This window comes from Corynebacterium sp. MSK039, from assembly GCF_030232315.1.
Lineage (GTDB): Bacteria > Actinomycetota > Actinomycetes > Mycobacteriales > Mycobacteriaceae > Corynebacterium.
Genome location: NZ_JASPJL010000007.1, coordinates 23,249 through 49,389, shown reverse-complemented (window position 1 = coordinate 49,389; position 26,141 = coordinate 23,249). Strand labels below are relative to the sequence as shown.

Below are 26,141 nucleotides of genomic sequence, written 5' to 3'. Positions count from 1 at the left end.
TGGTTTCTTCGCGTTAATCCTCGGCGTCGGGGATCTCGCAGAAGCTTTCGAAGTGGTCGGAGGTGTAGTACCAGACCTCAGGGTCGGTCTCCGTGCCACCGCCGACGACGAGGCGGCGCTCTCCCCGGTGGTTCAGGCCCGGGGTTTTGACGGTGTACTCGCGGTAATAGCTGGACTTCTCCTTCGGCAGGAGGCCCTCGTAGTTGCCGAAGTGCTTGCCGTCGTGCGGGCCGTCGTCGGAGGGGGCGCCGGTGAGGATGTCCTCGATCTGCTCCCGGGCCTCTTCCGGCAGGGTGTCCACCGCGCACTCGGAATCAGCAGCGCTATCCGCGCCCGGGTTCTGCTGAGAGGAGTTGGAGGACTGCCCGGACTGGGAGCTGCCACCCTGGCCGCCGCCGGCGTTATCGTCATCGCCGAAGAGACCGAGTTGGCTCGCCCCGGCCAGCGCCAGGGCGACGACCACGCCGCCGACCGTTCCGTACTTACCCGCTTTAGGACCGTTGTTCTTCTGCGCCATAACAGCCAGTTATACCGGGCGGGGTAGGGCTAGTTGCCCACCGGGGTGATCGGCAGACGCAGCGCGGCCGGGGCGGTGGCAGGAACCATCGGGGAGGCCGGCTCCACGGCCTCGATGCGCTGATAGCCCTCGGACTGCTCCGGCCGCGGGTCCTCCTCGCCCTTGTTCGGCCACATCGCAGCGGCGCGCTCCGCGTTGGCGGTGATGGACAGAGAGGGGTTCACGCCGGGGTTGGCGGCCATGGACGAGCCGTCGACCACAAAGAGATCCGGCAGCCCCCACACGCGGTGATAGGGATCCACCACGCCGTCGTCCGGGGAGCTGGAGATTGAACAACCGCCGAGGAAGTGGGCGGTCAGCGGAATATCGACCACCTCGGACCACACCCCTCCTGCCAGGCCACCCTTGCGCAGGGAGGCCAGGATGCGGGTGGCCTTGTTCCCCTCCGGGATCCAGCTCGGGTTCGGCTCGCCGGTGCCTTGCTTGGAGGTCAGCCAGGTGAACTTCCCGAGCGTGCGCGGGTAGGTGGTCAGCGAGTTATCGCGAGACTGCATCACCAGGTTAATCACCGTGCGCTGCGACCAGCGGCGCAGGTTCAGCAGGCGAGGGATCTGGCGGAACTGGAGAACCAGCTGGCGGAGGAACTCGAGCACACGGGGGCGCAGCTTATCGCCGTCGGTCATGAGGGTCTGCAGCAGGCCCATGGAGTTCGAGCCCTTGCCGTAGCGGACTGGTTCGATGTGGGTATCCGGGGCGGGGAAGTAGCTGGAGGTGATGGCCACGCCTTCGGAGAAGTCCCACTCCGGGTCGTACTTCTTGAACTGCGCGCCGAGCAGGGCCTCGGAGTTCGTGCGGGTCATCGTGCCGAGGGAGTCCGGAAGCTGTGGCAGGTTGCCGTTGACCTTCTGCCGGTGCAGCAGGTTCTGGGTGCCCCAGGCACCCGCGGCGACGACGACCTTGTCCGCGGTGAAGCGGCGGGTCTTCTTCTTGCCCAGCAGGCCTCCCGTGGCCTTCGTATCGACGTTCCAGTCGCCACCCGGCGTGCGGGTGATGTCGGTGACCGTGGTCAGCGGGTGGACCTCGGCCCCGCCCTTCTCGGCGAGGTAGAGGTAGTTTTTCAGCAGGGTGTTCTTCGCCCCGTGGCGGCAGCCGGTCATGCACTCGCCGCACTCGTGGCAGGCGGTGCGCTGCGGGCCCGCGCCACCGAAGTACGGGTCCTCCACGGTTTCCTTCGGCTTGCCGTTCAGCCCGACCTTCTCGCCGAAGAATACGCCCACCGGTGCCATGCGGAAGGTATCGCCCACGCCGAGTTCCTCGGCGGTCTGCTTCGACAGCTTGTCCGCCGGGGTCATGGTGGGGTTGGTGACCACACCCAGCATGCGCCGAGCCTGGTCGTAGTAGGGGGTCAGCTCGTCCTTCCAGTCGGTGATGTGCGCCCACTGCTTGTTACGGAAGTACTCGTCCTCGGGCTGGTAGAGGGTGTTGGCGTAGTTCAGAGAGCCACCGCCCACACCGGCGCCGGCGAGGATCATGACGTTGCGCAGCAGGTGGATGCGCTGGATGCCGTAGCAGCCGATCGCGGGTGCCCAGAGGAACTGCTTGAGGTGCCAGGAGTTCTTCGCGAAGTCCTTATCCGCATAGCGCTTGCCGGCCTCCAGAACACCGACCTTGTATCCCTTCTCGACGAGGCGCAGGGCGGTGACGGAACCGCCGAAGCCGGAGCCGATGATGAGGACGTCGTAGTGGGTTGCGGCCATGGCGACCTACCTTCCCGGGTCTGTGGTGCACGCGATGGGTAAACATCGTGGCAGTTAAGTATGTCAGGGAACCTATGTTAAAAAGCCGGGCCGGTTTTGTCTGGCGAATGGGCGTTCCGCTCGGCCACAGCCCTTGTCTGGCGGGTGTATTAGCATGTCCGTTATGGGTAAGGGCAGGATCCCGGAGCGGGACATCGAGGCGATTCGCGAGGCGACGCCGATCGAGGAGATCGTGGGGGAGTACGTTCAGCTCACGCCCGGCGGCGTCGATTCCTTGAAGGGCTTGAGTCCCTTCAAGGATGAGAAGACCCCGTCCTTCCACGTCCGCCCGAATAAGGGCTACTTCCACTGCTTTTCCACCGGCGAGGGCGGGGACGTGTTCAGCTTCCTCATGAAGATGGAGCACCTGACCTTCCCGGAGGCCGTGGAGCAGGTCGCTGAGCGCATCGGCTACCGCATCAACTACGAGGGCGGCGGCCCGGGGCGGCGGGAGAAGCCCGGCACCCGCCAGCGGCTGATCGCGGCGAATAAGGCGGCCTTCGAGTTCTATCGGGAACAGTTCGCCTCGGACGCCCAGGGTGCGGATGTGGCCCGTCAGTTCCTCATCGACCGCGGCTTCACCCAGGAGCATGCGGATCAGTTCGGCTGCGGCTACGCCCCGCCCGGCTGGGACACCCTCACCAAGCATCTGCTGCGCAAGGGCTTCGAGTTCCAGGAGCTGGAGGCCGCTGGCCTATCCCGCATGGGATCCAAGGGGCCGATCGACCGTTTCCATCGCCGTCTGCTGTGGCCGATCCGTTCGGTGGCAGGTGACGTCATTGGTTTTGGCGCCCGTAAGTTGTTCGAGGACGACAAGCTGGGCAAGTATATGAACACCCCGGAAACCTTGTTGTACAAGAAGTCCAAGGTGCTCTTCGGTATTGACCAAGCCAAGCGCAGCATCGCGCAGAAGCACCAGGCCGTGGTGGTGGAGGGCTACACGGACGTCATGGCCATGCACGCCGCGGGAGTGGACACCGCGGTGGCCTCTTGTGGCACGGCTTTCGGCTCCGAGCACCTGGCGATGCTGCGGCGCTTCATGCTGGATGACCGCTACTTCCGCGGCGAGATCATCTACACCTTCGACGGCGACGAGGCCGGCCAGAAGGCCGCGCTGCGTGCCTTCGAGGGCGACCAGCAGTTCACCGGCCGCAGCTACGTCACCGTCGCGCCGGGCGGCCAGGACCCCTGCGACATCCGCCTGGAACGCGGCGACGAGGCGGTGCGGGAGCTGGTGTCCAACCGCATCCCCATGTTCGAGTTCGTGATCCGCACCCTGCTGGAGGGCTACGACACCGCCGCCGTGGACGGCCGTATCCACGCGATGCGGCGGATCATTCCGGTGCTCGCCGGGATTAAGGACGACGCCCTGCGCGACGAGTACTCCCGCCAGGCCGCCGGTTGGGTGGGTTTCGACGACCCGGACGACATCGTGGCCCAGGTGCGCGAGGAGGCCCGGCGCGGCCGGACGGAGAAGCCGAAACTGGAGCTCAAGCGCGGGGCGGCGCGCCGGGAACGGCTCGCGGAGGGTGCCGCTCCAGCAGGTCCGGGCGCGGCGAACCAGGGCGGTGTGTCTGGCGGCGAGGATTCCGGCGGTCACCTGCGGGTCGTGGCGGGCATGGAGCGCCCGGACCCGAAGGACGAGTTGTTGCTGGGTATCCGCGAAGTCCTAAAGCTGGGGCTGCAGGAGCCGGAGCTGGCGGGGCAGATCTTCGATCTCATGCCGCCGGAGAGTTTCCTGCACCCGACGTATATCGCGATCGTCAATGCGATGGCCGCGGCTGGTGGTGCCGCCCAGGCCAAGTCCGGTTCGGGGTGGCTGGACGCGGTGAGTAACAACGTGCCGGATGCGATGGGCCAGGCCGTGGTCTCGGAGCTCGCGGTGGAGGACCTGCAGGTCCAGCAGGAGCGGCTGCCGTACTATGCCTCGGCGATCATGGCCCGGATGCAGGAACGCTGGGTGAGCAACGAGGTTGCGGAGCTGCGCGCGCAGATGCAGCGCATGCGCCCGGATGAGGACAAGGAGGCCTATATGGCCACCTTCGCCGACCTCACCGCGCTGGAGAAGTACCGGCGCTCGCTCAACGAGCGAGCCAACGCTTACGGGGAATTCACCTTCGGAAACTAGTTTGCCCGCCACTCACGGACTGTGTGGGCGGTATGCCGAGCACCCCGGCACGCGGATCAGCGTCGCTGGTGGTGCAGCCGGCGAGAGGCGGGTTGGGGTGAGCTCTAGCGTGGCTTCTTGGGGAAGCGGGGGCGCTTGAATTCGGAGTCCGCGCGCAGCGGACGGTCGTTGGGGTGGGCGTCGTCCGGCTCGACGATGCTGTGCCCATCGGCCAGCGAGCTGCGGGTGTTGGCGTTCAAGTCGCGTACCTCGTGCATGCGCGGATCCGGGTCCAGGCGATTGGCCAGGGCCTTGCGGCTGGCTCGCAGCGCGGACTGGGCGACCTCAGAGTTGATCGCGGTTTCGTAGCCGCGCCGGATCTGCTCGTAACGGCGCCGCCCGGCCTTGGTTCCCATCAGGTAGCCGGCTGCGGCCCCGACAACGAACTGGATCATGAAGTTCAAGCCCTCCCAAACGTGGTGTGCACTCGGCCACCGCCCGCCCGGGTGTTTGGCTAGCGGTGGAGCTGTGAAAGCCCAGTCTACGTCATAACCCCGCCACGGGAATCAGCTTCGCCCGAGTGCGAGGGGCCCACATACTACCCGCGCAGCAGCCCCGGGGCGCACCCGCGGAACTTATGCCACCATGGAAAGCGCAAGTCAGCGCCCCGCTGAACGGGTTGACGTCCTAAAAGGACGGACCGAAGAGCAGCGGTGGTGCCAAAAATTTAGACACAGCAGGAGGAAAGCATGACACAGAGCGTTAAGGCGGTTGTCTCGCGTGGCAAGGGCGACCCGGTGGAGCTGGTGGATATTCAGATCCCCGCCCCGGGTGCGAACGATGTGGTTGTGCAGGTGCAGGCCTGCGGCGTGTGCCACACCGACCTGGCATACCGCGATGGTGGCATTACGGACGATTACCCCTTCCTGCTGGGCCATGAGGCCGCGGGTGTGGTTTCGGAGGTCGGTGAGGACGTCACCCACGTCGCCGTCGGCGATTACGTGGTCCTGAACTGGCGCGCGGTGTGCGGCGAGTGCCGTGCTTGCAAGAAGGGTCAGCCGCACTACTGCTTCGATACCTTCAATGCCTCGAAGAAGATGACTCTCACTGACGGCACCGAGCTGGAGCCCGCCCTGGGCATTGGTGCGTTCGCGGAGAAGACCCTGGTCCATGAGCGTCAGTGCACCAAGGTGGATCCGGAAGCGGACCCGGCGGCTGCGGGTCTGATGGGCTGTGGCGTGATGGCAGGCCTGGGTGCCGCGGTGAATACCGGTGAGATCCAGCGCGGCGAGTCCATCGCCGTCATCGGCCTGGGTGGCGTGGGCATGGCCGCCGTCGCTGGTGCCGAGGTCGCCGGAGCTAGCACGATCATTGCGATCGACATCTCCGAGGACAAGCTCACGCGCGCGAAGGAAGAATTCGGCGCGACCCACACCATCAACTCCCGCGGCCTCACCACCGATGAACTGGTGGAAAAGGTGCAGGAGCTGACCGGCGGTTTTGGTGTGGACGTCGCCGTGGACGCGGTGGGAATCCCGGAGACCTTCAAGCAGGCTTTCTACATCCGCGACCTGGCCGGCCGTGTGGTGCTGGTGGGCGTGCCGACCCCAGAGATGACGCTGGAGCTGCCGTTTTTGGACGTGTTCTCGCGCGGTGGCGCGCTGAAGTCCAGCTGGTACGGCGACTGCCTGCCGGAGCGAGACTTCCCGACCTATATCGACCTCTACCGTCAGGGCCGTTTCCCGCTCGACCGCTTCGTGGACGAGCGTATCGGCATCGAGGACGTGGAGGCCGCCTTCGAGAAGATGCGGGGCGGCGAGGTCATGCGCTCCGTGGTGGAGTTTTCTTAAAACCCCTCGCTGCGGGGCTCGCGGCGCTGAGTTGCCGGGGTATTGGCACCCCAATGAAGGAGAAGAATAATGAGCGATAACGCGATGACGGACATCATTTCCCCAGGCCAGCTTTCTGGCGCGGCCAAGAAGCTGCGGGTGACCCGCGTGATCACCAACGGCACCTTCGCCCTGGATGGCGGCGAGTGGGACGTGGAGAACAACATCTGGGTCATCGGCGATGATAAGGAGTGCTACATCATCGACGCCGCCCACGAGCTGGACCCGATCCAGGAGGCGGTCGACGGCCGCGAGGTCAAGGCCATCCTGTGCACCCACGCGCACAATGACCACATCACTGTGGCGCCGGAGCTTTCCCAGATCTTCGGCGCGGACATCTACGTCCACCCGGCGGACCGCGTGCTCTGGGACCAGAGCTACCCGGACTTGGAGCCGAAGGAACTGGCCGACGGCGACGTCTTCGAGGTTGCCGGTGTGGAGCTCAAGACGATGAACACCCCGGGTCACTCGCCGGGCTGCTGCGTGTTCTACGTGCCGGACGCGGACGTGCTGTTCTCCGGCGACACGCTGTTCAACGGTGGTCCGGGTGCGACGGGGCGGTCTTTCTCGGACTTCGACACGATCATCGAGTCGATCAAGACGAAGCTGCTGACGCTGCCGACGGAGACGAAGGTGCTCACCGGCCACGGCGATTCCACCACCATCGGGGACGAGGCCCCGCACCTGGACGAGTGGATTAAGCGCGGCTACTAGTGCGCTGGATCGGGGCCTCAGGGGTCTCGGTCGAGGGGCTGTGGGAGTTTTCCCGCGGCCCCTTTTCCTCGTCTTTGGTGCATCTTTTTGCGTTTTACCGTGCCACCGTGGAGCCCCTTGCCATATACCCCCAGGGGGTATAGGGTCGGTGGTGGAAAGGGGATGGAAAACTTGTCTCAACACCAAGACAGCTCGGCCACCGAGGTGGGCGCCATCGGGGCAGCCCAGCCAGTTCTCGACCTGGACTACCAGATCACTGGCATGACCTGCGCTTCGTGCGCGAACCGGATCGAGCGCAAACTCAACAAGCTGGACGGGGTGACCGCCTCCGTCAACTACGCCACGGAGAAAGCGCACGTCGAGCAGGACGGCGCCGCCGAGGCAGTGACGGATGAGCAGATCCGGGAGATCATCGCGGACATGGGCTACGAGGCCCAGCTCTCGCAGCCGCTGGCTTCCCGCCCGGCCGCCGGTGACCCGCAGGGCGGGGCCGGCGAACAAGGGGCGGCGGACGCGGCCCAGCCTGGGGCCGAACCGACGTCCCAAACCTCGGCGGAGCAGGCGGCAGAGCGTGAGCTGGAGGGCCTGCGAAACCGCCTGATCGGCTCCCTGTGGCTGGCGATCCCGGTGATCGTGCTGGCCATGATTCCGAACCTGCAGTTCACGAACTGGCAGTGGCTCTCACTGACGCTGGCCGCGCCCGTGATCGTGTGGGCCGGCTACCCGTTCCACCGCGCAACCTGGCTGAACATCAAGCACGGCGCGGTGACGATGGACACCCTGATCACCGTGGGTACCGGGGCGGCCTTCCTGTGGTCGCTGGTCGCGCTATTCTTTGGCACCGCCGGCGAGCCAGGCATGAGTCACACCTGGAACCTGTTTAATGTCCACAGCGACCCGATGGGGGATATTTACCTCGAGGTCGCCGCGGGCGTGATCATGTTCGTCCTGGCGGGGCGCTACTACGAGAAGCGCGCGAAGCATCGTGCTGGCGAGGCGCTGCGTGCGCTGAGTGAGCTGGGTGCAAAGGACGTCGCCGTCGTTGACGACGCCCAGGGCGGTAACGAGCGCCGCATCCCGATCGGCCAGCTGGCCGAGGGCATGTACTTTGTGGTGCGCCCGGGCGAAAAGATCGCCACGGACGGGCGAGTGGTGGCAGGAAGCTCCGCAGTGGACGAGTCCATGCTGACCGGCGAATCCGTGCCGGTGGAGGTCGCCCCGGGTGACATGGTGACGGGCGCGACCGTCAACGCATCGGGCCGGCTGATCGTTGAGGCCACCCGCGTGGGCTCCGATACCCAGCTGGCGCAGATGGCCAAGCTGGTGGAGCAGGCACAGTCCGGGAAGGCTGATGTGCAGCGGCTGGCCGACCGCGTGTCCGCGGTGTTCGTGCCCGTGGTCATCGCCCTTGCAGTCATCACGTTGGTCGCCTGGCTCCTGATCACGGGTGATGTGGGTGCCGCGATGGCCTCGTCCGTGGCGGTGCTGATCATCGCCTGCCCGTGTGCGCTGGGCCTTGCCACCCCGACCGCGCTGCTGGTCGGTACGGGCCGGGGCGCTTCGATGGGCGTGCTGATCCGCGGGCCGGAGACCCTGGAGCAGACCCGTGGCGTGGATGCCATCATTCTGGATAAAACCGGCACCATCACGACCGGCGAGATGACGGCCACCGAGGCCTGGCTCGCGCCGGCTGCGGACTCGATCGCGGATGGTTCCGGCAAGGCCGGGTTCAGCGAGGCGGACCTGTGGCGCATCGCCGGAGCGGTGGAGAATCACTCCGAGCACCCGATCGCCCAGGCGATCGCCGAGCGTGCCCGCAAGGAAATCGGCGGCGAACTGCCCGAAGCGGAGGACTTCGAGTCCGTCCCGGGTCGCGGCGTGACCGCCACCGTCGACGGCGTGACCGTTCAGGTCGGACGCGGCTTCGAGACCTCCGACGGCACCACCGTTGGCGCCGAGATCGTCGAGCGCAGCGGGCTGGGCGGCACCGTGGTTCCGGTGCTCGTCGCCGGTCAGCTGGCTGGTGCGGTCGCCGTCGAGGACGCGGTGAAGCCGGACAGCGCGGAGGCCATCGCTCAGCTCAAGGAGCTGGGCCTGGAACCGATGCTGGTCACCGGTGACAACGAGCAGGTCGCACGTGAGGTCGCCGGCGTCGTGGGGATTAACCCCGAGAACGTGCGGGCAGGCGTGATGCCCGCCGATAAGGTCACCGCGGTCAAGGATCTGCAGGCCGACGGCAAGCGCGTGGCGATGGTTGGCGATGGCGTCAACGATGCCGCCGCGCTGGCCCAGGCGGACCTCGGTATCGCCATGGGCACGGGGACGGACGTGGCTATCGAGGCCGCGGACATCACCCTCGTGCGCGCCGAGATGAGCGCGGTGGTGGACTCCATCCGCTTGTCGCGCAAGACCCTGCGCACCATCAAGATGAACCTGTTCTGGGCCTTTGCCTATAACGTCGCGGCGATCCCGCTGGCCGCCTTCGGCCTGCTGAACCCGATGCTGGCGGGTGCGGCCATGGCACTGTCCAGTGTGTTCGTGGTCTCGAATAGCCTGCGACTGCGTGGCTTCAAGTCCATCCAGCCTGAGGTTGAGGAGAAGTAGTCACCATGGATAATGCGAAGCCAGCAACCAAGAGCGACTGCCACGCGCCACAGCACGGCGAGCCCGCGGCCGACGGCAAGGTTGATCACAGCGAGAAGCCACTCAGCGGCCACGGCGACCGGGCCAAGCTGATCGCGCGGCTGAAGCGCATCGAAGGCCAGGTGCGCGGTGTGCAGCGGATGGTTGCCGAGGAGGAGTACTGCATCGACGTTCTCACCCAGATCGCGGCACTGCAGTCCGCACTGAAGGGGGTGGGCCTGGTGCTGCTGGAGGAGCACATGGCCCACTGCGTGGTGCAGGCCGCCCGCACCTCGGATCAGGCTGTGGAGGAGAAACTGGAGGAAGTGTCGCAGGCGATCGCGCGCTTCACTCGCTAACTGCCTAAGGGCGGGGTGAAGGATACGAAAACCCCGGCGGGGCTGGTGCTCTTTCCAAGCTGCCGGCCCGCCGGGGAGCCGCCCCGCGTCGGGCGGCGAATGATCTTTGTGGGACCAGCGGGGCTCGAACCCGCGACCAGCGAATTATGAGTTCGCGGCTCTAACCGACTGAGCTATGGTCCCGCCACCAGGTCATTGAACCATACCGTAGCCTTAAAGCCGATATTCCGGGTCTGACCTGCTGATTTGGTGCTTATAGGCTTGCTGGGTAGAGTGTCTATTCGTTGCCAAGATGGCATATTCCCCCATAGCTCAATGGCAGAGCACTCGACTGTTAATCGAGTGGTTGCTGGTTCGAATCCAGCTGGGGGAGCAACACCACAACCCAGGGTCCAAAGCCCTGGGTTTTCTTCTTTTCTACCGACCTGTGAACCTATTCCGGGTTAAGTAAAGAAAAGTGTGTCTTTTCCGGGCGTGTTGCGGTTATTTGATCCAGCCTTTTTGGATGCCGAGGTTGTGTTGGTAGCTGGTGTCGATGGCGGTGTCGTATTCTGCTGGTGCACCGATGTCATTGGTAGTGGCTGTGGTGTCGTGAAGCGTCCTGGGTTTAGTTCCTACCTCAGCTAAGGAAGGATTGAACTATGCCTAGAAAGTATTCCGTCGAGTTCAAGGAGAAGGCGGTCCATCAGATCATCGAAATGGTCCGCTTGGAGTCCTGCTCACTGCAACGCGCCTACACGGAGGTCGGTGAGCTGCTTGGAGTATCTCACCACACGTTGCGGGCTTGGTATCGTGACAGCGCTTCAGTACGTGATGACTCTGACGCTTCAGGCGGCGAAACGATGGAAGAAGAGCTCAAGCGTTTGCGCCGCGAAAACCGTGAGCTGAAGCGAGCAAACGGGATTCTTAAGACTGCTTCGGCTTTTTTCGCAGCGGAACTCGACCGACCCACGACCAAATGATCTCTTACATCGACGCGTATAAGGATCAGTTTGGGGTCGAGGCCATCTGCCGAGTCCTTAAACAAGCAGATCGTGGATTCATTACTTCACGCGGCTACCGCAAAGCCACCACACGTGTTCCCAGTGCAAGGACCTTAAGCGATAGCCTTCTCATCCCAGAGATACAGCGTGTGCATGCGCAGAATTTCTCGGTTTACGGTATCCGCAAAATGTGGCACGCGATGAACCGTGAAGGCTTTCATATCGGCCGCGACAAGACTGCACGTCTGATGAAGCTAGCTGGTGTTTCCGGCCGCAGACGTGGACGAACCCCCGTGACAACGACTAGCCCGAAGGCACCGGATCATCGCCCGGACCTAGTGCAGCGAAACTTTCGTGCACAAGCACCAGGAAGGTTGTGGGTTGCCGACATTACTTACGTTCGCACCCTGTCAGGATTCGCCTACACCGCGTTTGTCGTGGATGTCTACAGTCGAAAGATTGTTGGTGTTGCTACACGCTCGACGATGCGCACCGATGCGCTGCCTATGGAGGCCTTGGAGCATGCGTTAACGACTGCAGGGCGAATCCATGGAAACCAGCTGATTCACCACAGTGATCGGGGCAGCCAGTACGTGTCACTGAAGTATTCCACCGCTCTCGCGGATTCAGGAATCCGGCCGAGTGTGGGAACAGTCGGCGATTCTTATGACAATGCTCTAGCTGAGGCCGTCAACGGTCTCTACAAGGCGGAACTGATTCATGCCCAAGGCCCGTGGACGTCGGTCGGAGAAGTCGAACTGGCCACCTTGCGGTGGGTGCATTGGTGGAACACTAAGCGGCTTCACGAAGCTTTGGACTACGCCACCCCACAGGAAGTAGAAACCGAGTACTATCTCACCCAGCCCATCAACACAGGGGCGTAAAAGAAGCGGAACTAAACCCAGGACGCTTCAGTCGTGGGTGATCAGGTCTGTTGCTGTGGAAAGTGCGTCTTGACCCCATCGTTGGTCCCTGGCGATCTTGACCGGATCGTTAGGGACTTCTGTATGTAGATACAGCCACCAATCCATCACTGTGCGTTGATGCGGTAGTGATAGTCCGCGGTGTCTGCGGGCTAGTTCTTTTATGGGGGCGTTGATGCCACCTTCGAGGCTGTTTGTTGTTGCTGCAAGGTTGTCGGGGTCGATGGTTGTTGGTGGGGGTTGCAGGTAGGTAAACAGCAGGTCTCTGCGGTGCAGAGATAGCAATGATTGATAGGCCGCTCGGACGCGTTGGTGGGTGTAGACCTTGGTGTAGGCGCCGGTAGCGGGGTCTTTGATGGTGGTTTTCTCGTTCATCCATTCCCGGTAGGTGTGGTCGAATTCGTGCAGGTGGGCGACCCATGTGGAGGCTTGGTCAAGGTCGGTGATGCGAGTGAGTTTCAGGGCTAGGCGGTAGAGGGTTTTGCCGGCATCGGTGCGGGGGTTGCTGGTGGTGTGGCGGCGGACTGTTCGTTGGGCGTGGACGAGGCAGCGTTGGATGCGTGTTGTTGGCCAGCAGTGGTGGATGGCTGATTGGGCACCTTGTCCGCCGTCTGTGACTGCGATTAGTGGTGCGGCAATGGGGCGTAGGAGTTCGGTGTAGGCGGCGGTGGTTTCGTGTCTGGCCCAGGTCCAGTTGATGACGTGGGTTTTACTGGCTGCGATCAGGAGGCATCCGGACTTTAGATAGGTCGCGTCGAGGAAGATTTGGTCATGGATGCGGAATGGTCGATGGTGGGTGTGGGGATGATCCACCAGCACCATCGGAATCGGTGGTGCATGGTTTGCCTGGTTACGCCATGGTGTGCGGCGAAGGTGGTTAGAGATTGGGTGCCGGTGGCCCATTGGATGAACAAAGCCATGGTGGCGGTGTTTTTGTTGTGAGTTTGGGTATTGCGGGTAAAGGAGTGTCCGCAGTGGGTGCAGCGCCAACGGGTGGTTGATTTGCTGGTGGTGCCGTTTTTCTTTGTGTTGTTGCCGCATAGTGGGCAGCTGGGGCGGTTGGTGGTCATCCTTTAATCCAACCGGTGTGCGGTTAGCACAAATGTGGCCGGAGGTGCGGGATGGTGTGGGTAATAGCTTTCGGGGAGCTATTCTTTGGTGATTTGTGGTGTGTGGTCTGGGGTTATGGTGGCATGCGGGCACACTTTTCTTTACTTAACCCCCTATTCCCAGTACCGGGCTGGGGGTGGTGCCAAGATTTGGTGGACGGGTTAAGCCTTAGTAAGCTTCCTCCTGAGCATTCCCCCATAGCTCAATGGCAGAGCACTCGACTGTTAATCGAGCGGTTGCTGGTTCGAATCCAGCTGGGGGAGCAAAAGGCCCAGGCTTTAAAGCCTGGGCCATATTTCTTTCCACAGCCGGGGCGCATGCTGGGAGGGGTACGCGCCACCGCGCTAACCGGAGCTAGCGGGAACTATCGTCTTCGCTGTCCGCGTCTTCCTTGGAGTGTTCCTCCGCGTCCGAATCAGAATTAGATCCGGAGACACGTTCAGTCCAGTACGCCTCCATCGCTCGGGCATCGTTGGCGATCTCCGCCTCTGCCTCGGCCCGGGCCTCAGCGTCAGCGACGGCCTTCTCGAACGCCTCGCGCTCGATCTGCTCGCTGGCCTTCTCCAGCACGGAGATGGCGGCGGCGAGGAGTGCCACGGCGAAGACCGGCTTGTTGGTCTTGAACTCCGCGTCGGTGTTTTTCGACGTCGATGCCCGGGATCAGTGCCAGGTGGATGGAGCGCTCACCGCTGGAGGCCTGCGCCAGGGCGGTGCGGGCGCGCCGGGTCATCGCGGCCTGGGTTTCGCGGCGCCGGGCCGGGGCTACCGTGGCTGAGCTTAGCTATGCGCCCCGGCCAGTCGCGGCGCGCTGCTGTCCACACTTGGCGGGAGGGTGGATTCCTCCTGGACGCCATTGCTGGTCGCCCGGGTGGTGACGGAGCCGGTCGTACCCTGCGCGGTGCGGTAGGTGACCTGGACGGCGTCGTCCCCGAGGCGTTGAATTCCGGTGACGGCGGTGATCAGCCGCGGTTGCGGGGAGTTTACCGGGTTGCCGTTGTGATAGAACAGCACGGCTTCCTTTGGCCCGTCGTGCTCGCCGGCGATGTGGATCCAGGACAGCGTCTTGCAGGGGTTATAGCGGTTCGCCTTCAGCGTGTAGTGGAAGCTGCCGCCGCCAGCCATCGGGATGGTGGTGTTGTTCAGCGGTGGGGCGCTGCGGTTGCGGCAGTTGTAGTCCGGCGCGCTCGGCGCCGGCGTTCTTGGGGTGTTTGCCGCCGCGTTGCTGCGGTCGGGTTGTGGCGCACCGTTGTGGGGCGACGTCGCCGGCTCCGGCGTGCCCCCGTGTGCCGGGTCGGTATCGCTGGCCGTGGTGGGGTTGGGGGCGGCGTCGCTGCTTGACGTGCTGGGGGAGGCGTCGCTGCTCGTCGTCGTGGGCTGAGCACTCGAGGAGGTTGCGGAGGTCTGCCCGGTGGGTTCTTCTTCCTCCGAGCCGCAGGCGGTCGCGGTGGCGAGCAGGGGGAGGGTGCACGCCAGGAAAAGTAGCTGGCGGGACCGGGATCGGGCAGGTGTTGGGTGGGCCACGATCGTCTCCTTCCTCTGGGCCTGCTGAACAGCGGCGTTAACCACACGACGTTAATCTCACGGTGTTGATCACGCAGTGCTGGTCTCACGGTGCTGAACGCGCGGGGTGAGCTGTTGTGAAAGCCAGTGTAACGGCCGGGGGTGTGGCGCGGGTATGTCAGGTTGCTTGGGTGCATCGCGTTGTCTGCCCCGTGCGCTAACTTTAGGGGCATGACGAAGCCACAGAATCACCACTCTGATGACCCCGGCGCCGAGGGCGGGGACGCCTCGGGCCCGCAGCCACCGCAGTACCGCCGCCCCGGGGATACCCCAGCCGGCGATGGTGCCGGACAGCCGGGCGCCAACCCTTGGGCTCAACCGGGCGCTGGCCCGTCCGCGCAACAAGGCTCCGGTCAGTGGGGGCAGCAGGATCCGGGCCAGTGGGGACAGGCTGGCGCCGGGTATGGCGCTGGTGCATCCCAGCAGTGGGCGCAGCAGAACCCCTATGGCGCCCAGGGGCAGGCTGGCCAGTGGCAGGGACAGGGCTATAACAACCAGGGATACGGTGGGCCGAACTACGGCAACCAGGGCTACCCGGAGCAGAGCTACGCGGGCCCGGGTGGAGAGTGGCAGGGCCAGGGTTACGAGAACCAGGGCTATCAGGAGCAGCCGGAGGAGAAGTCCAACGGGCGCAACATCCTGATCATCGTGCTGCTGGTCCTGGCGCTGTTGGCTGCCGTGGCCTTCGCTGCCTTCTGGTTCACCGGCAAGCCAGGCGAAGGGAAGAGTTCCGAGCAGACCACCGTGAGTTCGTCCGAGGCAACGGATGCCCGTGGCACCGAGGACGAGGACGCCGACGCTCAAGGGGACGACCGCGACGATGACGAGGACGCCAACCGCGGGGACGATGACAAAGACACCGACGATGAGGCCGAGTCCCGTCCGAAGAATCCGCGCCTCCCGGGGTACGCGACCCCGGTGAACAGCTCGGCGCGGAGCTCGAACCCGGGCGGCGACCTGAATAGCGTCTGGAAGTCCGGCCCGACCAGCGATAGCTTCGCCCTCGCTGTGCGCGATGCCTACGTGGACGCCTACCTGGACGGCGACGAGGACGAGTTCAACCACGTGGTCGAGGCCTATAGCGATGTCACGGGCACCAGCTACACCATGAGCTGCCGCGATAACGGCGAGTACGTGCACTGCACCGGTGGAAACGACGCCAATGTCTACATCGCTTAACCGGCGCGCGGCGATCGCGGGAACCGTCCTGGCCACCGGTCTGGGGTTGGCGTCCTGCACCATTCCCACCGACCACCGGGAAGAGGAGGAATCGACCGTGGCGCAGACCGGCCCTCGCGAGGCCGTGGGGCCCAAGCCCACGCGCGGGGCGGAGCCGGGCCGGGACGGGGAGCGGCGCGGGCCGCAACCGACAGGGGAGGAGACCGCGGAGGGCGCACCCATCGACCAGGCGACACTCGATGCGATCGTCCGGGAGGTTTCTGCCCAGTTCGGTGCACAGGTCGGTGTGAGTCTCGGCAGCGGTGCCGGGGCGTTGCAGGCCGGTCCGCTGCAGGGTGGTGCCGAGCCCGCGTGGTCGACGATCAAGGTGCCGCTAGCTATCGCCGCGCTGCGCTCTGCGGGAGGGGACAGCTCCGCCGCCACCCGGGCCATTCAGTCCTCGGATAATGCCGCGGCGGAGCAGCTGTGGGCCTCGCTCGGCGGTGGGGCTGCTGCGGCCGGAAAGGTCGCGGCGGTGATCCGCGAGTACAGCGGGCAGGAGGTTTCGGTGCAGCCAACCGTCACCCGCCCGGGCTTCAGCGCCTATGGGCAGACCCGGTGGACGCTGGCGCAGCAGGCTGCCTTCGCTGCGGGCCTGGCGGAGGCAGCGGGCCAGGACCCAGCCGCTGGTGAGGTCTACCGGCTGATGGGGCAGATCATGCCGGGGCACGCCTATGGCATCGGTCAGCTGTCGGGGGCCGCCTTCAAGGGCGGTTGGGGGCCGGACGAAACCGGGGGCTATTTGGTCCGCCAGTTCGGCGTGGTGCCGGCAGGTGCGTTTGCCGGTGGCGGAGCTGGGGACGGCAGCGCCGTCGCAGCGGACGCTGTGGTGCCGATCGCGATCGCCGTGCGCGCTGCAGACGGGTCTTACGAGACCGGCCAGCAGGTGCTCAACGCGATCGCACAGAAGCTCAGCGCTGGGGTGTAACCGCGGGGGCTTAATCGCCGAAGTCGAGCCGCCGGGCCCTCGCCTCCTGGGAGTTGCCGGGCCCCAGCCCCCGGGAGGACCGGACCCAAGCGACGCCCAGCCCCGGAACGGGTGGGTTCAAGCGAGGCCCAGCCACGAATGCCCGGGCAGGCCTAGTCGGCCATCGCCTCCCACAGCTGGGCGTTGAACTCCGGCCACCGGTCCTTGGACCAGTCGCCGAAAGGCTCGTCGGTGAGCACCACCGCGGCCAGCCCCTGGTCCGGGGCGAACCACAGGAAGGTGCCGGACTGCCCGAAGTGCCCAGCCACCGTGGCGGGCATGTTCTCGCCCATCCAGTGGGGGTGCTTCTCCCCGTGAATCTCAAAACCCAGGCCCCACGGGCACGGGGTCTGGCGCCCGTAGCCAGGCACCACGCCCACCAGGTCGGGGAAATGCACGGTCAGCGCCTCGGTCACGGTCTGCTCCGCGAGCAGCTTCGGGCGCAGGAACTCCTCGGTCAGGGTGGTCACCGCGGACGCCGAGGCGCTGAAGCCGTGGCCAGCGGAGCCCTCGACGGTGATCTCGATGCCCAACGGCTCGCAAATGCCAAGCCTCACGTACTCCTCGAAGGGCATCTCGGTGGCCTGCTCGATGAAGCTGGCCAGCACCTCGTAGCCCGCCGAGGAGTAGATGCGCCGGGTGTGCGCCGGGCGCATCTGCCGGTGCTTCCGGAACTCGATACCGGAGGCGTGGGAGAGCAGCTCGCGAACAGTCGGGGGCTCCTCGAAGGAAGGCACCAGCTCGGCCGGAACCTTGTCATCCAGCTCGAAGGCGCCCTCCTCGACGGCCATTAGGGTGGCGTAGGCGGTGATGAGCTTCGAGACGCTGGCCAGCTGAAAGACGTGCTCCATGTCGCCGTGGGTAACGACGTCAGCCTCGCCTCCCGTGCCGTCGGCGTCGCCCCCACCCCCGAGCGTGATGGCCGCGGCCGCCACGTTGTTCACCGGCCAGTCCGCGACCTGGTTGAGCACATCCGTGATTGCGGAATCAGTCATGCTTACTCGCAAATGTCCTTTCTCGGTGCTGTCCCGTCGCCGTCTAGTTGCCCGCCTGCCGGGCCTCGATGAGCTCGGCGAATTCCTTCACCGTCATGCTGGCTTGCAGGTCCACCTCGTCGATGCGCACCCCGAACTTATCCTCGGCCTGGGTGATGATGTCGATCCGCGACAGCGAATCGATCGCGAGGTCCTCCTCGATCCGGGCGTTCGGGGTGATCTCCTCCAGGGGCAGGCCAGAGGCAGCCTCGATGATGCGGGCCAGCCCGGCAGCCACCCCGGCCTCCTCGGCGGGAGCCTCCGCAGCCTTGGTTTTCGCAGCGGACCCCGAAGCCTTCGCGGCGGGTTCCTCACCAGCCGCGCCGACCGAGCCGCCGAGGGCTGCGGCGAGCTTGGCCTTCGCGTCCTCGGAGAGGCCGGATTGTGGGGCGGCAGAAGAATTCTCGGGCATTGCTTACCTTCCTGAACGTCCTAAACTTCCTGAACCTTAAGCCTTCGTCGGGTCGCCGACGTTCAGGTCCTCGGCGGCCTTGATGGCGATCTTCCGATCAATCTTCCCCTCGCGAGCCAAGCTGAGCAAAGTAGCAACCACGATGGACTCGGCGTCGATGTTGAAGTACCGGCGGGCGGCGGCGCGGGTATCGGAGAAACCAAAGCCATCGGCACCCAGGTTGATGAAATCACCCGGCACCCAGCGGCGCACCTGCTCGTGCAGCGCGGTAGCGAAGTCGCTGACCGCGATGAACGGGCCGTCGTAGCCCTCCAGCACCTGCTGGATATACGGAGTGCGCGGCTCCTCGCCCGGGTTGCGCAGCTCCTCCAGCCCGGCCTCCTGGCCGTCGCGGGCCAGCTCGTTCCAGCTGGTCACGGAGAAGATATTGGTGTTGACCCCGTACTCGGCGAGCATCTGCTTGGCGCGGATGGCCTGGCCCATGCCCACGCCGGAGGCGAGGATATTCGCGGTGTGCTCCAGTTCCTCGGCCTCGCCCGCGTCCCCGGTGATGCCCTCGTCGATGCCGACCAGCTTGTCCGCCGGGCTCCACAGGTAGATGCCCTTGAGCAGCCCCTCGACGTCCAGGTTCTCTGGCTGGGCAGGCTGGTGCATCGGCTCGTTGTAGACGGTGAGGTAGTAGATGACGTCCTCGCCCTGGCCGTCGCCGTCCGGGCCGGAGCCTTCGCCGTACATGCGCTGCACGCCGTCGCGCAGGATGTGGGCGATCTCGTAGGCGAACGCCGGGTCGTAGGTCACGACGGCCGGGTTGGTGGTCGCCAGAACAGGGGAGTGGCCGTCCATGTGCTGCAGCCCCTCGCCAGTCAGGGTGGTGCGCCCGGCGGTCGCACCAATCAGGAAACCACGGCTCATCTGGTCGGCGGCCGCCCAGATGGAATCCCCGGTGCGCTGGAAGCCAAACATCGAGTAGAAGATGTACAGCGGGATCATGGCCTTGCCGTGGGTGGCGTAGCTGCTGCCCGCGGCGATGAAGCTGCCCACTGAGCCGGCCTCGGTGATGCCCTCGTGGAGGATCTGGCCGTCCTTGGCCTCCCGGTAGCTCAGCATGAGGTCGTGGTCCACCGGGGTGTAGTTCTGCCCGTGGGTGTTGTAGATCTTCAGCGTCGGGAACCACGAATCCAGGCCGAAGGTGCGTGCCTCGTCCGGGATGATCGGCACCAGGCGCTCGGCCATGGTCTCGTCCCGCATGAAGTCACGCACGATGCGCACCAACGCCATGGTGGTGGCGACCTTTTGCTTGCCGGAGCCCTTTAGCGCGCTGCGCATCGTCTCCACCTCGGGCACGGCGAGCGGCTCGAAGCGCTGACGGCGCTCCGGCAGGAAGCCACCGAGCTCCTTGCGGCGGTTCAGCATGTACTCGATCTCCGGGGCGTCCGCGCCGGGGTGGTAGTACGGCGGCAGCTCGGGGTCCTTCTCCAGCGTCTCGTCGCTGATGGGGATGTCCTGCTTGGTGCGGAACTGCTTCAGGTCCTCGAGGCTGAGGCTCTTCATCTGGTGGGTGGCGTTGCGGCCCTCGAAGTTGTGGCCCAGGCCGTAGCCCTTAATCGTGTGCGCGAGGATGACGGTCGGCTGGTCCTTCGTCTCCATCGCGCGGGCGTAGGCGGCGTAGATCTTGCGGTAATCATGGCCGCCGCGGGGCAGCGCCCAGATCTCCTCGTCGCTCATGTCCTCGACGAGCTTCTTGGTGCGGGGGTCGCGGTTGAAGAAGTGCTCGCGGACGTAGGCGCCGTCGTTGGCCTTGAAGGTCTGGTAGTCACCGTCCGTGGTGTTGTTCATGACGTCCACGAGGGCGCCGTCCTGGTCCTTTTCGAGCAGTTCGTCCCACTCGCGGCCCCAGATGACCTTGATGACGTTCCAGCCGGCGCCGCGGAAGAAGCTCTCCAGCTCCTGGATGATCTTCGTGTTGCCGCGAACTGGCCCGTCGAGGCGCTGGAGGTTGCAGTTCACGACGAAGGTGAGGTTGTCCAGGTTGTGCAGCGCGGCCATCTGGATCGCGCCTCGGGATTCCGGCTCGTCCATTTCGCCGTCGCCGAGGAAGGCCCAGACGTGCTGTTCGGAGGTGTCCTTCAGGCCGCGGTCGTGCAGGTAGCGGTTGAAGCGTGCCTGGTAGATCGCGTTGAGCGGGCCCAGCCCCATGGAGACGGTGGGGAATTCCCAGAACTCGGGCATGCCGTGCGGGTGCGGGTAGGAGGGCAGCCCGACCTCGGGCTTGGAGGCCTCCTGGCGGAAGGCGTCGAGCTGTTCTTCGCTGAGGCGGCCCTCGAGGTAGGCGCGGGCGTACATACCGGGGGAGGCGTGGCCCTGGAAGAAGATGTGGTCGCCGCCGCCGGGGTGGTCCTTGCCGCGGAAGAAGTGGTTCAGCCCGACCTCGTAGAGGGGTGCGGCGGAGGCGTAGGTGGAGATGTGCCCGCCCACCCCGATGCCGGAGCGTTGGGCGCGGTGCACCATGATCGCCGCGTTCCAGCGGGTCCAGCGGCGGTAGCGCTTCTCCATCTCCTCATCACCTGGGAACTCTGGCTCCATGGTGGTGGGGATGGTGTTGACGTAGTCGGTGGAGGTCAGCGGCGGCAGGGGCACGCGCTTGGCGGTGGCGCGCTCGAGGAGGCGGAGCATGAGGTAGCGGCCGCGGTCCGGGCCGGCGTTGTCGAGCAGCCCGTCCAGGGAGTCCATCCACTCCTGGGTTTCCTCTGGGTCGCTGTCGACAAGGTAGGACGCCACCCCGTCGCGGATGTTGCCGAAGTGGGTGTCCTTCCCGGCGCTGGGTGTGCGGCGGTCCTCGGAGTCTGGGTGCGGCTTGTTGGCCATGGCGTGCCTCCTCGCTTAAGGGGTTGTTCTTCCTCCCCAGCCTACGTATTCGGGGTCGGTGGCGGGAGGGCGTGACAGGTGGCTTGGCGAGGTACGGGCACGGTACTGGCATGGCGCTCGCGATGAGTGGGCGTGGAGTGCCGCAGGCAACGTGGCGGAGCTTTATCCGCGGGGAGGGGAGGATGGGCGGGGAGAATCGTGAAAAATGTGTCCCACCTTAAGGTCTGCTGTGTTAGCTTGGGTCACATTAGATGATCAGCAAGGAGCTGGTCTTGAGCTACACCAGAAAGGTTTTTCACAACAGTGGGTAACACTCCCAGCGCCCCAGTCCGCGACGAGAAAGGCTCGGAGGGACTGAATTGCGCAGAGCTGCTGGAGGTCTCCAGCGGTACGATCATTCAGGAGCTCGGCTGGGATGAGGACTGCGATTCCTCGATCAGCGAGGCCCTCGAGGACGCAATCGGCGAGGAACTGCTGGGCCCGGATACCGACGAGCTCGTTGACGTGGTGCTGTTGTGGTGGCGCGAGGAGGACGGCGACCTGGTCGACGGGCTGATGGACGCCAACCGTTCCCTGAGTGAGGACGGTCGTGTCTGGGTGCTGACCCCGGCACCAGGGCTGGAGAACTCCATTCAGCCGGGTGAGGTTGCGGAGTCCGCGCAGCTGGGTGGCATGGTGCAGACCGGTTCGGAGCGGCTGGGGGATTGGCAGGCTGCGTGCCTGGTCGCGCGCGGCGCGAAGCGTTAGCCCTGGGCCTATTTGCCCCGCCGGGATGGCTGGGCTAATCTCTCTAGCTGTTGCGCGCTCTTAGCTCAGCTGGAAGAGCAACTGGTTTACACCCAGTAGGTCGGCGGTTCGAACCCGTCAGAGCGCACCGAGTCAAACCCTTGCGAACAGTAGGTTCGCGAGGGTTTCTTTTTATTTCACGCACATGTGACGCTGTTGCGTGGGGTGAAAGCCTGGAAAGTCACAGTGTCGTCGGGAGATCCTTGGGGGGATCTGTGTATTGGGCACAGTGGCGCGGCGTCCGCGGGTTCTTGAGCGCCGGGGAGGGCGGGCTAGAGTTGTTTCTCGTAAAGCGAGTCCTTTGCTAGCCGGTTCTTTGTCGGCAGCAGGCAGGCCCAATGGGAGGAATGAACGATGGCGGTCGATCCACAGCGCGGCCAGGAGCCGAAGCGCGGCTTTCGGGCTTTTTTGACGCCGGGCTGGATCCTCTCGGCTGTCTTCGTGCTGTTGTTCACCTACTTCGCCTTCAACACCTTGGCGCCCTGGCAGCTGGGGAAGAACACCAAGCGCACGGAGTTCAACGACCGGCTCAAGGCCGCGATGGAGCAGGCCCCCGTGCCCGTCTCGGAGGTGCTGCCGACCGAGCCTGCGAAGCCGGTGGAGGAGGCGCAGGAGTGGCGCCACGTCAGCCTGCAGGGAAAGTTGCTGCCGCAGCAGGAGGTGCTGCTGCGCAACCGTCCTGTGGAGTCCGCGCCCGCCTACCAGGTCATCACGCCATTCGAGACCACGGATGGCACCACGGTGCTGGTCAACCGCGGGTGGGTGCCCGCGGAGAGCGGGGATAATCGCCCGGAGCTGATCGCGAAGGCCCCAGGCACGGAGATGGAGCTGACCGGCTACGTCCGGCTGGGGGAGGGAAAGAACGACCGCGGGGTGATCGACGCGGAGGGTGCTAAGCAGACCACCAGCGTGAACGCCGAGCAGATCGGCGCGGCGATGGGCCTGGCGCTGGCGCACGATTACGTGCAGCTCGACGAGCAGTCCACCGAGGCGATCACTGATCGCGCCGGGGACGCAGGCGTCGCACCGCACCCGATTCCGCTGCCCAAGATCGAGTCCGGACCATATCTTTCTTATGGCATCCAGTGGATCGCCTTCGGCATCATCGCCCCGATCCTGCTGGGGTGGTTTATCTGGTCGGAGATCAAGGAGCGCCGCCGCGAGCAGCTGGAAAACGAGCAGCTGGCCACGGCAGGCGCTGCTGCGGGTGCATCCCTGAGCGAGGGAGAGAAGGCGGCAGTCGGTGCTGAGGGTGCTGGCACCGAGCAGGCTATGGACGCTGGTGCGGCAGCGGGGGACGTCCTCACCGAACCGTCGCGGGAGACTCAGCGCCAGGAGGCACAACGGCAGGAGGACGCGATGGCCGCCCGTTACGGCAAGGCGGCCAAACGCCGCGGCTTCGGCTGGAGCCAGCCGGGAGACGGCGAGCGTTTCTAACAACACAGCGCCGCGGCTTCGGCTGGAATCAGCCGGGAGACGGCGAGCGTTTCTAGCCCACCGTGGGTGCCGCGGCGTCTTGAAGCCCCGCTAGTTCTCCTGCTCGTCGAGGATCGACTCGATGAACTCGATGATGCCCGGCACGGCGGCCTCGATTTCCTCGGCGGCGCTCGCGAAATCCGCTTCAGTGCCGTAGTAGGGGTCCGCGACCTCGGGGTGTGGGCGATCCACGGTCACGCTCGCGGGGTCGAAGGCTCGGTAGAGGTGGATCTTCTGCGGGTCTACGCCCTGGCGCTTCAGTCCCGTGACGTGCCCCTTATCCATCGCGAGGAAGATATCCGCGGCCTCGTGTTCCGGCCCGAAGGTCGCGGCGACGTGCTCGGAGCCGTCGTAGCCCTGATCGGCCAGCTGTTTGACTGCCCGCGGGTCCGCGCCATCCCCGACGTGCCAATCGCCCAGGCCGCAGGAGTTGACGGTGATGTTGTGCAGGCGGGGATCGTCGCTCTTCGCGAGCGCGTCCGCCAGCATGATTTCTCCCATCGGGGAGCGGCAGATGTTGCCGGTGCACACGACGGTGATCAGGGACAACGGGTGGGGCGCGTCAGGGTCAGGCATAGCTTCCTTTGATGCTTCTCGGTTCGTGGAGCTGCACGCTCAGCACGCTCATGGTGGCGGATTCTCACCGCGCTCTTCATGAGCTTCAGCGCTGCTCAACGATGCTTTTGAGCTCTTCCGGGGTGTTGGCGATCAGGGGGACCTGGGCCAACTCTTGCTGACTACCATAACCCCAGTTCACCAGCACGCAATCTATGCCCTGGCTCTTAGCACCCTGCGCGTCGTGTTTGCGGTCGCCGATCATGAGGAACTGGGAGGGCTCCGCTGCGTGATCGGCGTTGATGAGTCCCATGACGTAGGCGACGACGTCCTCCTTGTGCTGTCGCGGTCCGCCGTCATCGTCGGCGGTTCCGAGGTAGTCGAAGTACTCCAGCAGCCCGAAGTGCTTCAGTGCGCGTAGGGCACCGGAGTAGGACTTGGACGTCGCGGTGGCCAGGATGTGGCCCTCCTCCCGCCAGGTGGACAGCAGTTCCGGGATGCCGGGGAAAAGGGCGGAATCCAGCCAGCCGCCGTTGGACTGGTGCTCGCTGTAATCGGCCATGACTGTGTCGACCTGTTCAGCAGGCACGCCTGCAGCGGCGATGGAGTCCCGCATCGGGGGACCGGGCAGCCCGCGGAGGAAATCCTCGTCCGGGATGGCGTACCCGTGGGTGCTCAGCGCGTGGATGAAGGAGGCGCGGATGCCGGGGTAGGAGTCGATGAGGGTGCCGTCGACGTCGATAAGCAGGATCTTTCTCATGCCCTCCACTGTGCCATTGCAGTGTGGTCACTGTGCCATCGCAGCGTGACCGCTGTGCCAGCTCGGTGGAAGCACTGTGCCAGCTCGGTGTTCCTGGTGCGGGGCGAGCGGTGGGAGGGCGTCCCGGCGCGGTGGGGCGATGGGTGGATCGTATGGGGGAGCAGACCGGATACAGCGGGGGTTCGGACGGGATACAGTGGAAAATAATTCCGGGCCGCCCGGCCCGGGTCACTCAAGCCACCAAGGAGCGTGATCCCGCGTGACGACCACCGCGAGTAACCCCCAGACCACCTCGGATGCTGCGCAGCTGACGGTGGGCCAGGTTGTCGCCTGCCTGGAGGAGGCCTACCCGCCGAAACTGGCGGAGTCCTGGGACGCGGTCGGCCTGATCTGCGGTGATCGCGCCGAGCCCGTGGCCAAGGTGGCCTTCGCGCTGGACTGCACGGACGAGGTCGTGGATGCTGCGATCGACTCGGGCGCGGACATGCTGGTGGTCCACCACCCGCTGCTGCTGCGCGGGGTCACCGGGGTGCCGGCGGATCACCCGAAGGGCAGGATTGTGCACAAGCTGATCCGCAACCGGGTCGCGCTCTTCGCCGCGCACACGAACGCTGATTCGGCCCGCCCGGGGGTCAACGATGTGTTGGCGGAGCTGCTCGGGGTACGCGCGGGGCGCCCGCTGCGCCCGATCCCGAACCCGATCGACAAGTGGGGCTTCACGGTCCCGGTCGATTCCGCGGAGGCTGTGAAGCAGGCAATTTTCGACGCCGGCGCGGGCGTGGACGGGGACTATTCGGAGGCCTCCTTCGAATTCCGCGTCACCGGGCAGTTCCGCCCGGGCGATGCCGCGAATCCGCACATCGGGTCCCGCGGCGAGCTGGAGCGGGTGGCCGAGCTGCGCGTCGAGTTCGTCGCTCCAGCCCACCTGCGGGAGAAGGTGCGGGCAGCCCTGCTCCGCGCCCACCCCTACGAGGAGGTTGCCTATGACGTGGTGGAGAGCCACGCCGGGGATCTGGGGGAGCAGGGCCTGGGCATCGGCCGGGTCGGCGAGCTCGACGAGCCGATGACGCTGCGCCAGTTCACCCAGCGGGTGGCTGACCGGCTACCGTCGACGGTCTGGGGCGTGCGTGCGGCTGGGGACCCGGAGAAGATGATCCGCACGGTCGCGGTGGCCAGTGGCGCGGGCGATAGCTTCCTGGGCACCATCGCGCGCATGGACGTGGACTGCTTTCTCACCTCCGATCTACGCCACCACCCGGTGGACGAGCACCTGCGCGCCGGGGGCTGCCCGGTGATCGATACCGCACACTGGGCCAGCGAGTACCCGTGGTGCGCGGCGGCGGCCGCGTTGGTGGGCCAGAAGCTGGGCGTGGACACCGAAGTGCTGGAGCAGCGCACGGACCCGTGGACGGTGCACGAGGCCAGCACGGGCGGCTTCGAGCAGCGCCGTTAGAGAGGTGACGTGCCCCGCGTGTCAGCGGTGCGGCG

General features: G+C 65.3%; 21 protein-coding genes, 4 tRNA genes and 1 pseudogene. 14 read left to right on the top strand and 12 right to left on the bottom strand.

The window, feature by feature from the left end; all coding sequences use genetic code 11:
• Positions 1-13: 13 nt before the first annotated feature.
• Together QP997_RS06505 and QP997_RS06500 are read right to left on the bottom strand one after the other, a co-directional pair.
• Positions 14-517, bottom strand: a complete 504-nt coding sequence (locus QP997_RS06505) for a guanyl-specific ribonuclease (RefSeq protein ID WP_284846609.1) — start codon at positions 515-517, stop codon at positions 14-16.
• Between the two features lie 29 nt (positions 518-546).
• Entirely contained in the window at positions 547-2,274 is a 1,728-nt protein-coding gene (locus QP997_RS06500) for an FAD-dependent oxidoreductase (protein ID WP_284846608.1), read from the bottom strand.
• Between the two features lie 154 nt (positions 2,275-2,428).
• Between QP997_RS06500 and dnaG the strand changes: the two genes are divergently transcribed.
• A complete protein-coding gene (gene dnaG, locus QP997_RS06495; RefSeq protein WP_284846607.1) occupies positions 2,429-4,441 on the top strand; it encodes a DNA primase in 2,013 nt (670 codons plus the stop codon).
• A gap of 104 nt (positions 4,442-4,545) precedes the next feature.
• Here dnaG and QP997_RS06490 read toward each other — a convergent pair whose 3' ends face one another.
• Positions 4,546-4,875, bottom strand: a complete 330-nt coding sequence (locus QP997_RS06490; RefSeq protein ID WP_070761644.1) for a hypothetical protein — start codon at positions 4,873-4,875, stop codon at positions 4,546-4,548.
• Between the two features lie 294 nt (positions 4,876-5,169).
• Between QP997_RS06490 and QP997_RS06485 the strand changes: the two genes are divergently transcribed.
• The 4 genes from QP997_RS06485 to QP997_RS06470 all read left to right on the top strand — a co-directional run bounded on the left by QP997_RS06485 (position 5,170) and on the right by QP997_RS06470 (position 10,004).
• Positions 5,170-6,270 (top strand): S-(hydroxymethyl)mycothiol dehydrogenase, encoded by a 1,101-nt coding sequence (locus QP997_RS06485; protein ID WP_284846606.1) that lies wholly within the window; start codon positions 5,170-5,172, stop codon positions 6,268-6,270.
• Between the two features lie 69 nt (positions 6,271-6,339).
• Positions 6,340-7,023, top strand: a complete 684-nt coding sequence (locus tag QP997_RS06480) for an MBL fold metallo-hydrolase (RefSeq protein WP_284846605.1) — start codon at positions 6,340-6,342, stop codon at positions 7,021-7,023.
• A gap of 162 nt (positions 7,024-7,185) precedes the next feature.
• Positions 7,186-9,627 carry a heavy metal translocating P-type ATPase gene (locus QP997_RS06475; protein ID WP_284846604.1) on the top strand — a complete coding sequence of 814 codons (2,442 nt, stop codon included), beginning with the start codon at positions 7,186-7,188 and terminating at the stop codon, positions 9,625-9,627.
• Positions 9,628-9,632: 5 nt separating this feature from the next.
• Entirely contained in the window at positions 9,633-10,004 is a 372-nt protein-coding gene (locus QP997_RS06470; protein ID WP_284846603.1) for a metal-sensitive transcriptional regulator, read from the top strand.
• A gap of 109 nt (positions 10,005-10,113) precedes the next feature.
• On the opposite strand, the gene QP997_RS06465 is transcribed toward QP997_RS06470, so the two are convergent.
• Positions 10,114-10,187: transfer RNA gene (locus tag QP997_RS06465), tRNA-Ile, on the bottom strand.
• Between the two features lie 118 nt (positions 10,188-10,305).
• On the opposite strand from QP997_RS06465, the gene QP997_RS06460 reads away from it, so the two are divergent.
• Both QP997_RS06460 and QP997_RS06455 read left to right on the top strand, forming a co-directional pair.
• A tRNA-Asn gene (locus QP997_RS06460) sits at positions 10,306-10,377 on the top strand.
• A 268-nt stretch (positions 10,378-10,645) separates the two neighbouring features.
• Positions 10,646-11,871, top strand: a protein-coding gene (locus QP997_RS06455) for an IS3 family transposase (RefSeq protein WP_148792844.1) whose coding sequence is annotated in 2 segments (ribosomal slippage) — positions 10,646-10,925 and positions 10,925-11,871 — 1,227 coding nt in all. Because the reading frame shifts where the segments join, the coding sequence is not laid out codon by codon here.
• A gap of 30 nt (positions 11,872-11,901) precedes the next feature.
• Here QP997_RS06455 and QP997_RS06450 read toward each other — a convergent pair.
• Positions 11,902-12,980, bottom strand: a pseudogene (locus QP997_RS06450) (IS256-like element IS3503 family transposase); the annotation flags it as partial.
• 231 nt (positions 12,981-13,211) lie between these two features.
• On the opposite strand from QP997_RS06450, the gene QP997_RS06445 reads away from it, so the two are divergent.
• A tRNA-Asn gene (locus tag QP997_RS06445) sits at positions 13,212-13,283 on the top strand.
• Positions 13,284-13,374: 91 nt separating this feature from the next.
• On the opposite strand, the gene QP997_RS06440 is transcribed toward QP997_RS06445, so the two are convergent.
• Positions 13,375-13,617, bottom strand: coding sequence for a hypothetical protein (locus tag QP997_RS06440; RefSeq protein WP_284846602.1), 243 nt, complete (start codon positions 13,615-13,617; stop codon positions 13,375-13,377).
• Positions 13,618-13,797: 180 nt separating this feature from the next.
• The gene (locus QP997_RS06435) at positions 13,798-14,541 is read right to left on the bottom strand and encodes an LppP/LprE family lipoprotein (protein ID WP_284846601.1); all 744 of its coding nucleotides are present in this window, start codon (positions 14,539-14,541) and stop codon (positions 13,798-13,800) included.
• 210 nt (positions 14,542-14,751) lie between these two features.
• On the opposite strand from QP997_RS06435, the gene QP997_RS06430 reads away from it, so the two are divergent.
• Positions 14,752-15,759, top strand: coding sequence for a hypothetical protein (locus QP997_RS06430; RefSeq protein WP_246817969.1), 1,008 nt, complete (start codon positions 14,752-14,754; stop codon positions 15,757-15,759).
• Positions 15,743-16,726: a hypothetical protein gene (locus QP997_RS06425; protein ID WP_284846600.1), complete on the top strand. Its 984-nt coding sequence runs from the start codon at positions 15,743-15,745 to the stop codon at positions 16,724-16,726. Before QP997_RS06430 ends, QP997_RS06425 begins: the two co-directional genes overlap by 17 nt.
• Before the next feature lie 152 nt (positions 16,727-16,878).
• On the opposite strand, the gene QP997_RS06420 is transcribed toward QP997_RS06425, so the two are convergent.
• The 3 genes from QP997_RS06420 to aceE are packed head-to-tail and all read right to left on the bottom strand — an operon-like array spanning position 16,879 to position 21,076.
• A complete protein-coding gene (locus tag QP997_RS06420; RefSeq protein ID WP_284846599.1) occupies positions 16,879-17,760 on the bottom strand; it encodes a serine hydrolase domain-containing protein in 882 nt (293 codons plus the stop codon).
• Between the two features lie 43 nt (positions 17,761-17,803).
• Entirely contained in the window at positions 17,804-18,211 is a 408-nt protein-coding gene (locus QP997_RS06415; RefSeq protein WP_284846598.1) for an acyl carrier protein, read from the bottom strand.
• 36 nt (positions 18,212-18,247) lie between these two features.
• Positions 18,248-21,076, bottom strand: coding sequence for a pyruvate dehydrogenase (acetyl-transferring), homodimeric type (gene aceE, locus QP997_RS06410; RefSeq protein ID WP_284846597.1), 2,829 nt, complete (start codon positions 21,074-21,076; stop codon positions 18,248-18,250).
• A gap of 303 nt (positions 21,077-21,379) precedes the next feature.
• On the opposite strand from aceE, the gene QP997_RS06405 reads away from it, so the two are divergent.
• The 3 genes from QP997_RS06405 to QP997_RS06395 all read left to right on the top strand — a co-directional run bounded on the left by QP997_RS06405 (position 21,380) and on the right by QP997_RS06395 (position 23,299).
• Entirely contained in the window at positions 21,380-21,823 is a 444-nt protein-coding gene (locus QP997_RS06405; RefSeq protein ID WP_070761632.1) for a DUF3052 domain-containing protein, read from the top strand.
• Between the two features lie 54 nt (positions 21,824-21,877).
• Positions 21,878-21,950: transfer RNA gene (locus QP997_RS06400), tRNA-Val, on the top strand.
• A gap of 266 nt (positions 21,951-22,216) precedes the next feature.
• Positions 22,217-23,299 (top strand): SURF1 family cytochrome oxidase biogenesis protein, encoded by a 1,083-nt coding sequence (locus tag QP997_RS06395; RefSeq protein ID WP_284846596.1) that lies wholly within the window; start codon positions 22,217-22,219, stop codon positions 23,297-23,299.
• A 90-nt stretch (positions 23,300-23,389) separates the two neighbouring features.
• Here QP997_RS06395 and QP997_RS06390 read toward each other — a convergent pair whose 3' ends face one another.
• Both QP997_RS06390 and QP997_RS06385 read right to left on the bottom strand, forming a co-directional pair.
• Complete coding sequence (locus QP997_RS06390) at positions 23,390-23,914, bottom strand: low molecular weight protein-tyrosine-phosphatase (RefSeq protein ID WP_284846595.1); 525 nt, start codon at positions 23,912-23,914, stop codon at positions 23,390-23,392.
• 85 nt (positions 23,915-23,999) lie between these two features.
• Positions 24,000-24,653: an HAD hydrolase-like protein gene (locus QP997_RS06385; protein WP_284846594.1), complete on the bottom strand. Its 654-nt coding sequence runs from the start codon at positions 24,651-24,653 to the stop codon at positions 24,000-24,002.
• 259 nt (positions 24,654-24,912) lie between these two features.
• On the opposite strand from QP997_RS06385, the gene QP997_RS06380 reads away from it, so the two are divergent.
• On the top strand, positions 24,913-26,106 hold the full coding sequence (locus QP997_RS06380) for a Nif3-like dinuclear metal center hexameric protein (RefSeq protein WP_284846593.1): 1,194 nt from the start codon (positions 24,913-24,915) through the stop codon (positions 26,104-26,106).
• The last annotated feature ends 35 nt before the right edge of the window (positions 26,107-26,141 follow it).

What these genes read in the sequence shown, in the direction of transcription:
- QP997_RS06390 (WP_284846595.1), bottom strand. Translation starts at nt 23,914, where the DNA reads ATGCCTGACCCTGACGCGCCCCACCCGTTGTCCCTGATCACCGTCGTG.
- QP997_RS06485 (WP_284846606.1), top strand. Translation starts at nt 5,170, where the DNA reads ATGACACAGAGCGTTAAGGCGGTTGTCTCGCGTGGCAAGGGCGACCCG.
- QP997_RS06415 (WP_284846598.1), bottom strand. Translation starts at nt 18,211, where the DNA reads ATGCCCGAGAATTCTTCTGCCGCCCCACAATCCGGCCTCTCCGAGGAC.
- QP997_RS06500 (WP_284846608.1), bottom strand. Translation starts at nt 2,274, where the DNA reads ATGGCCGCAACCCACTACGACGTCCTCATCATCGGCTCCGGCTTCGGC.
- QP997_RS06425 (WP_284846600.1), top strand. Translation starts at nt 15,743, where the DNA reads ATGTCTACATCGCTTAACCGGCGCGCGGCGATCGCGGGAACCGTCCTG.
- QP997_RS06395 (WP_284846596.1), top strand. Translation starts at nt 22,217, where the DNA reads ATGGCGGTCGATCCACAGCGCGGCCAGGAGCCGAAGCGCGGCTTTCGG.
- QP997_RS06505 (WP_284846609.1), bottom strand. Translation starts at nt 517, where the DNA reads ATGGCGCAGAAGAACAACGGTCCTAAAGCGGGTAAGTACGGAACGGTC.
- QP997_RS06470 (WP_284846603.1), top strand. Translation starts at nt 9,633, where the DNA reads ATGGATAATGCGAAGCCAGCAACCAAGAGCGACTGCCACGCGCCACAG.
- QP997_RS06490 (WP_070761644.1), bottom strand. Translation starts at nt 4,875, where the DNA reads ATGATCCAGTTCGTTGTCGGGGCCGCAGCCGGCTACCTGATGGGAACC.
- QP997_RS06420 (WP_284846599.1), bottom strand. Translation starts at nt 17,760, where the DNA reads ATGACTGATTCCGCAATCACGGATGTGCTCAACCAGGTCGCGGACTGG.
- QP997_RS06430 (WP_246817969.1), top strand. Translation starts at nt 14,752, where the DNA reads ATGACGAAGCCACAGAATCACCACTCTGATGACCCCGGCGCCGAGGGC.
- QP997_RS06480 (WP_284846605.1), top strand. Translation starts at nt 6,340, where the DNA reads ATGAGCGATAACGCGATGACGGACATCATTTCCCCAGGCCAGCTTTCT.
- QP997_RS06385 (WP_284846594.1), bottom strand. Translation starts at nt 24,653, where the DNA reads ATGAGAAAGATCCTGCTTATCGACGTCGACGGCACCCTCATCGACTCC.
- aceE (WP_284846597.1), bottom strand. Translation starts at nt 21,076, where the DNA reads ATGGCCAACAAGCCGCACCCAGACTCCGAGGACCGCCGCACACCCAGC.
- dnaG (WP_284846607.1), top strand. Translation starts at nt 2,429, where the DNA reads ATGTCCGTTATGGGTAAGGGCAGGATCCCGGAGCGGGACATCGAGGCG.
- QP997_RS06475 (WP_284846604.1), top strand. Translation starts at nt 7,186, where the DNA reads ATGGAAAACTTGTCTCAACACCAAGACAGCTCGGCCACCGAGGTGGGC.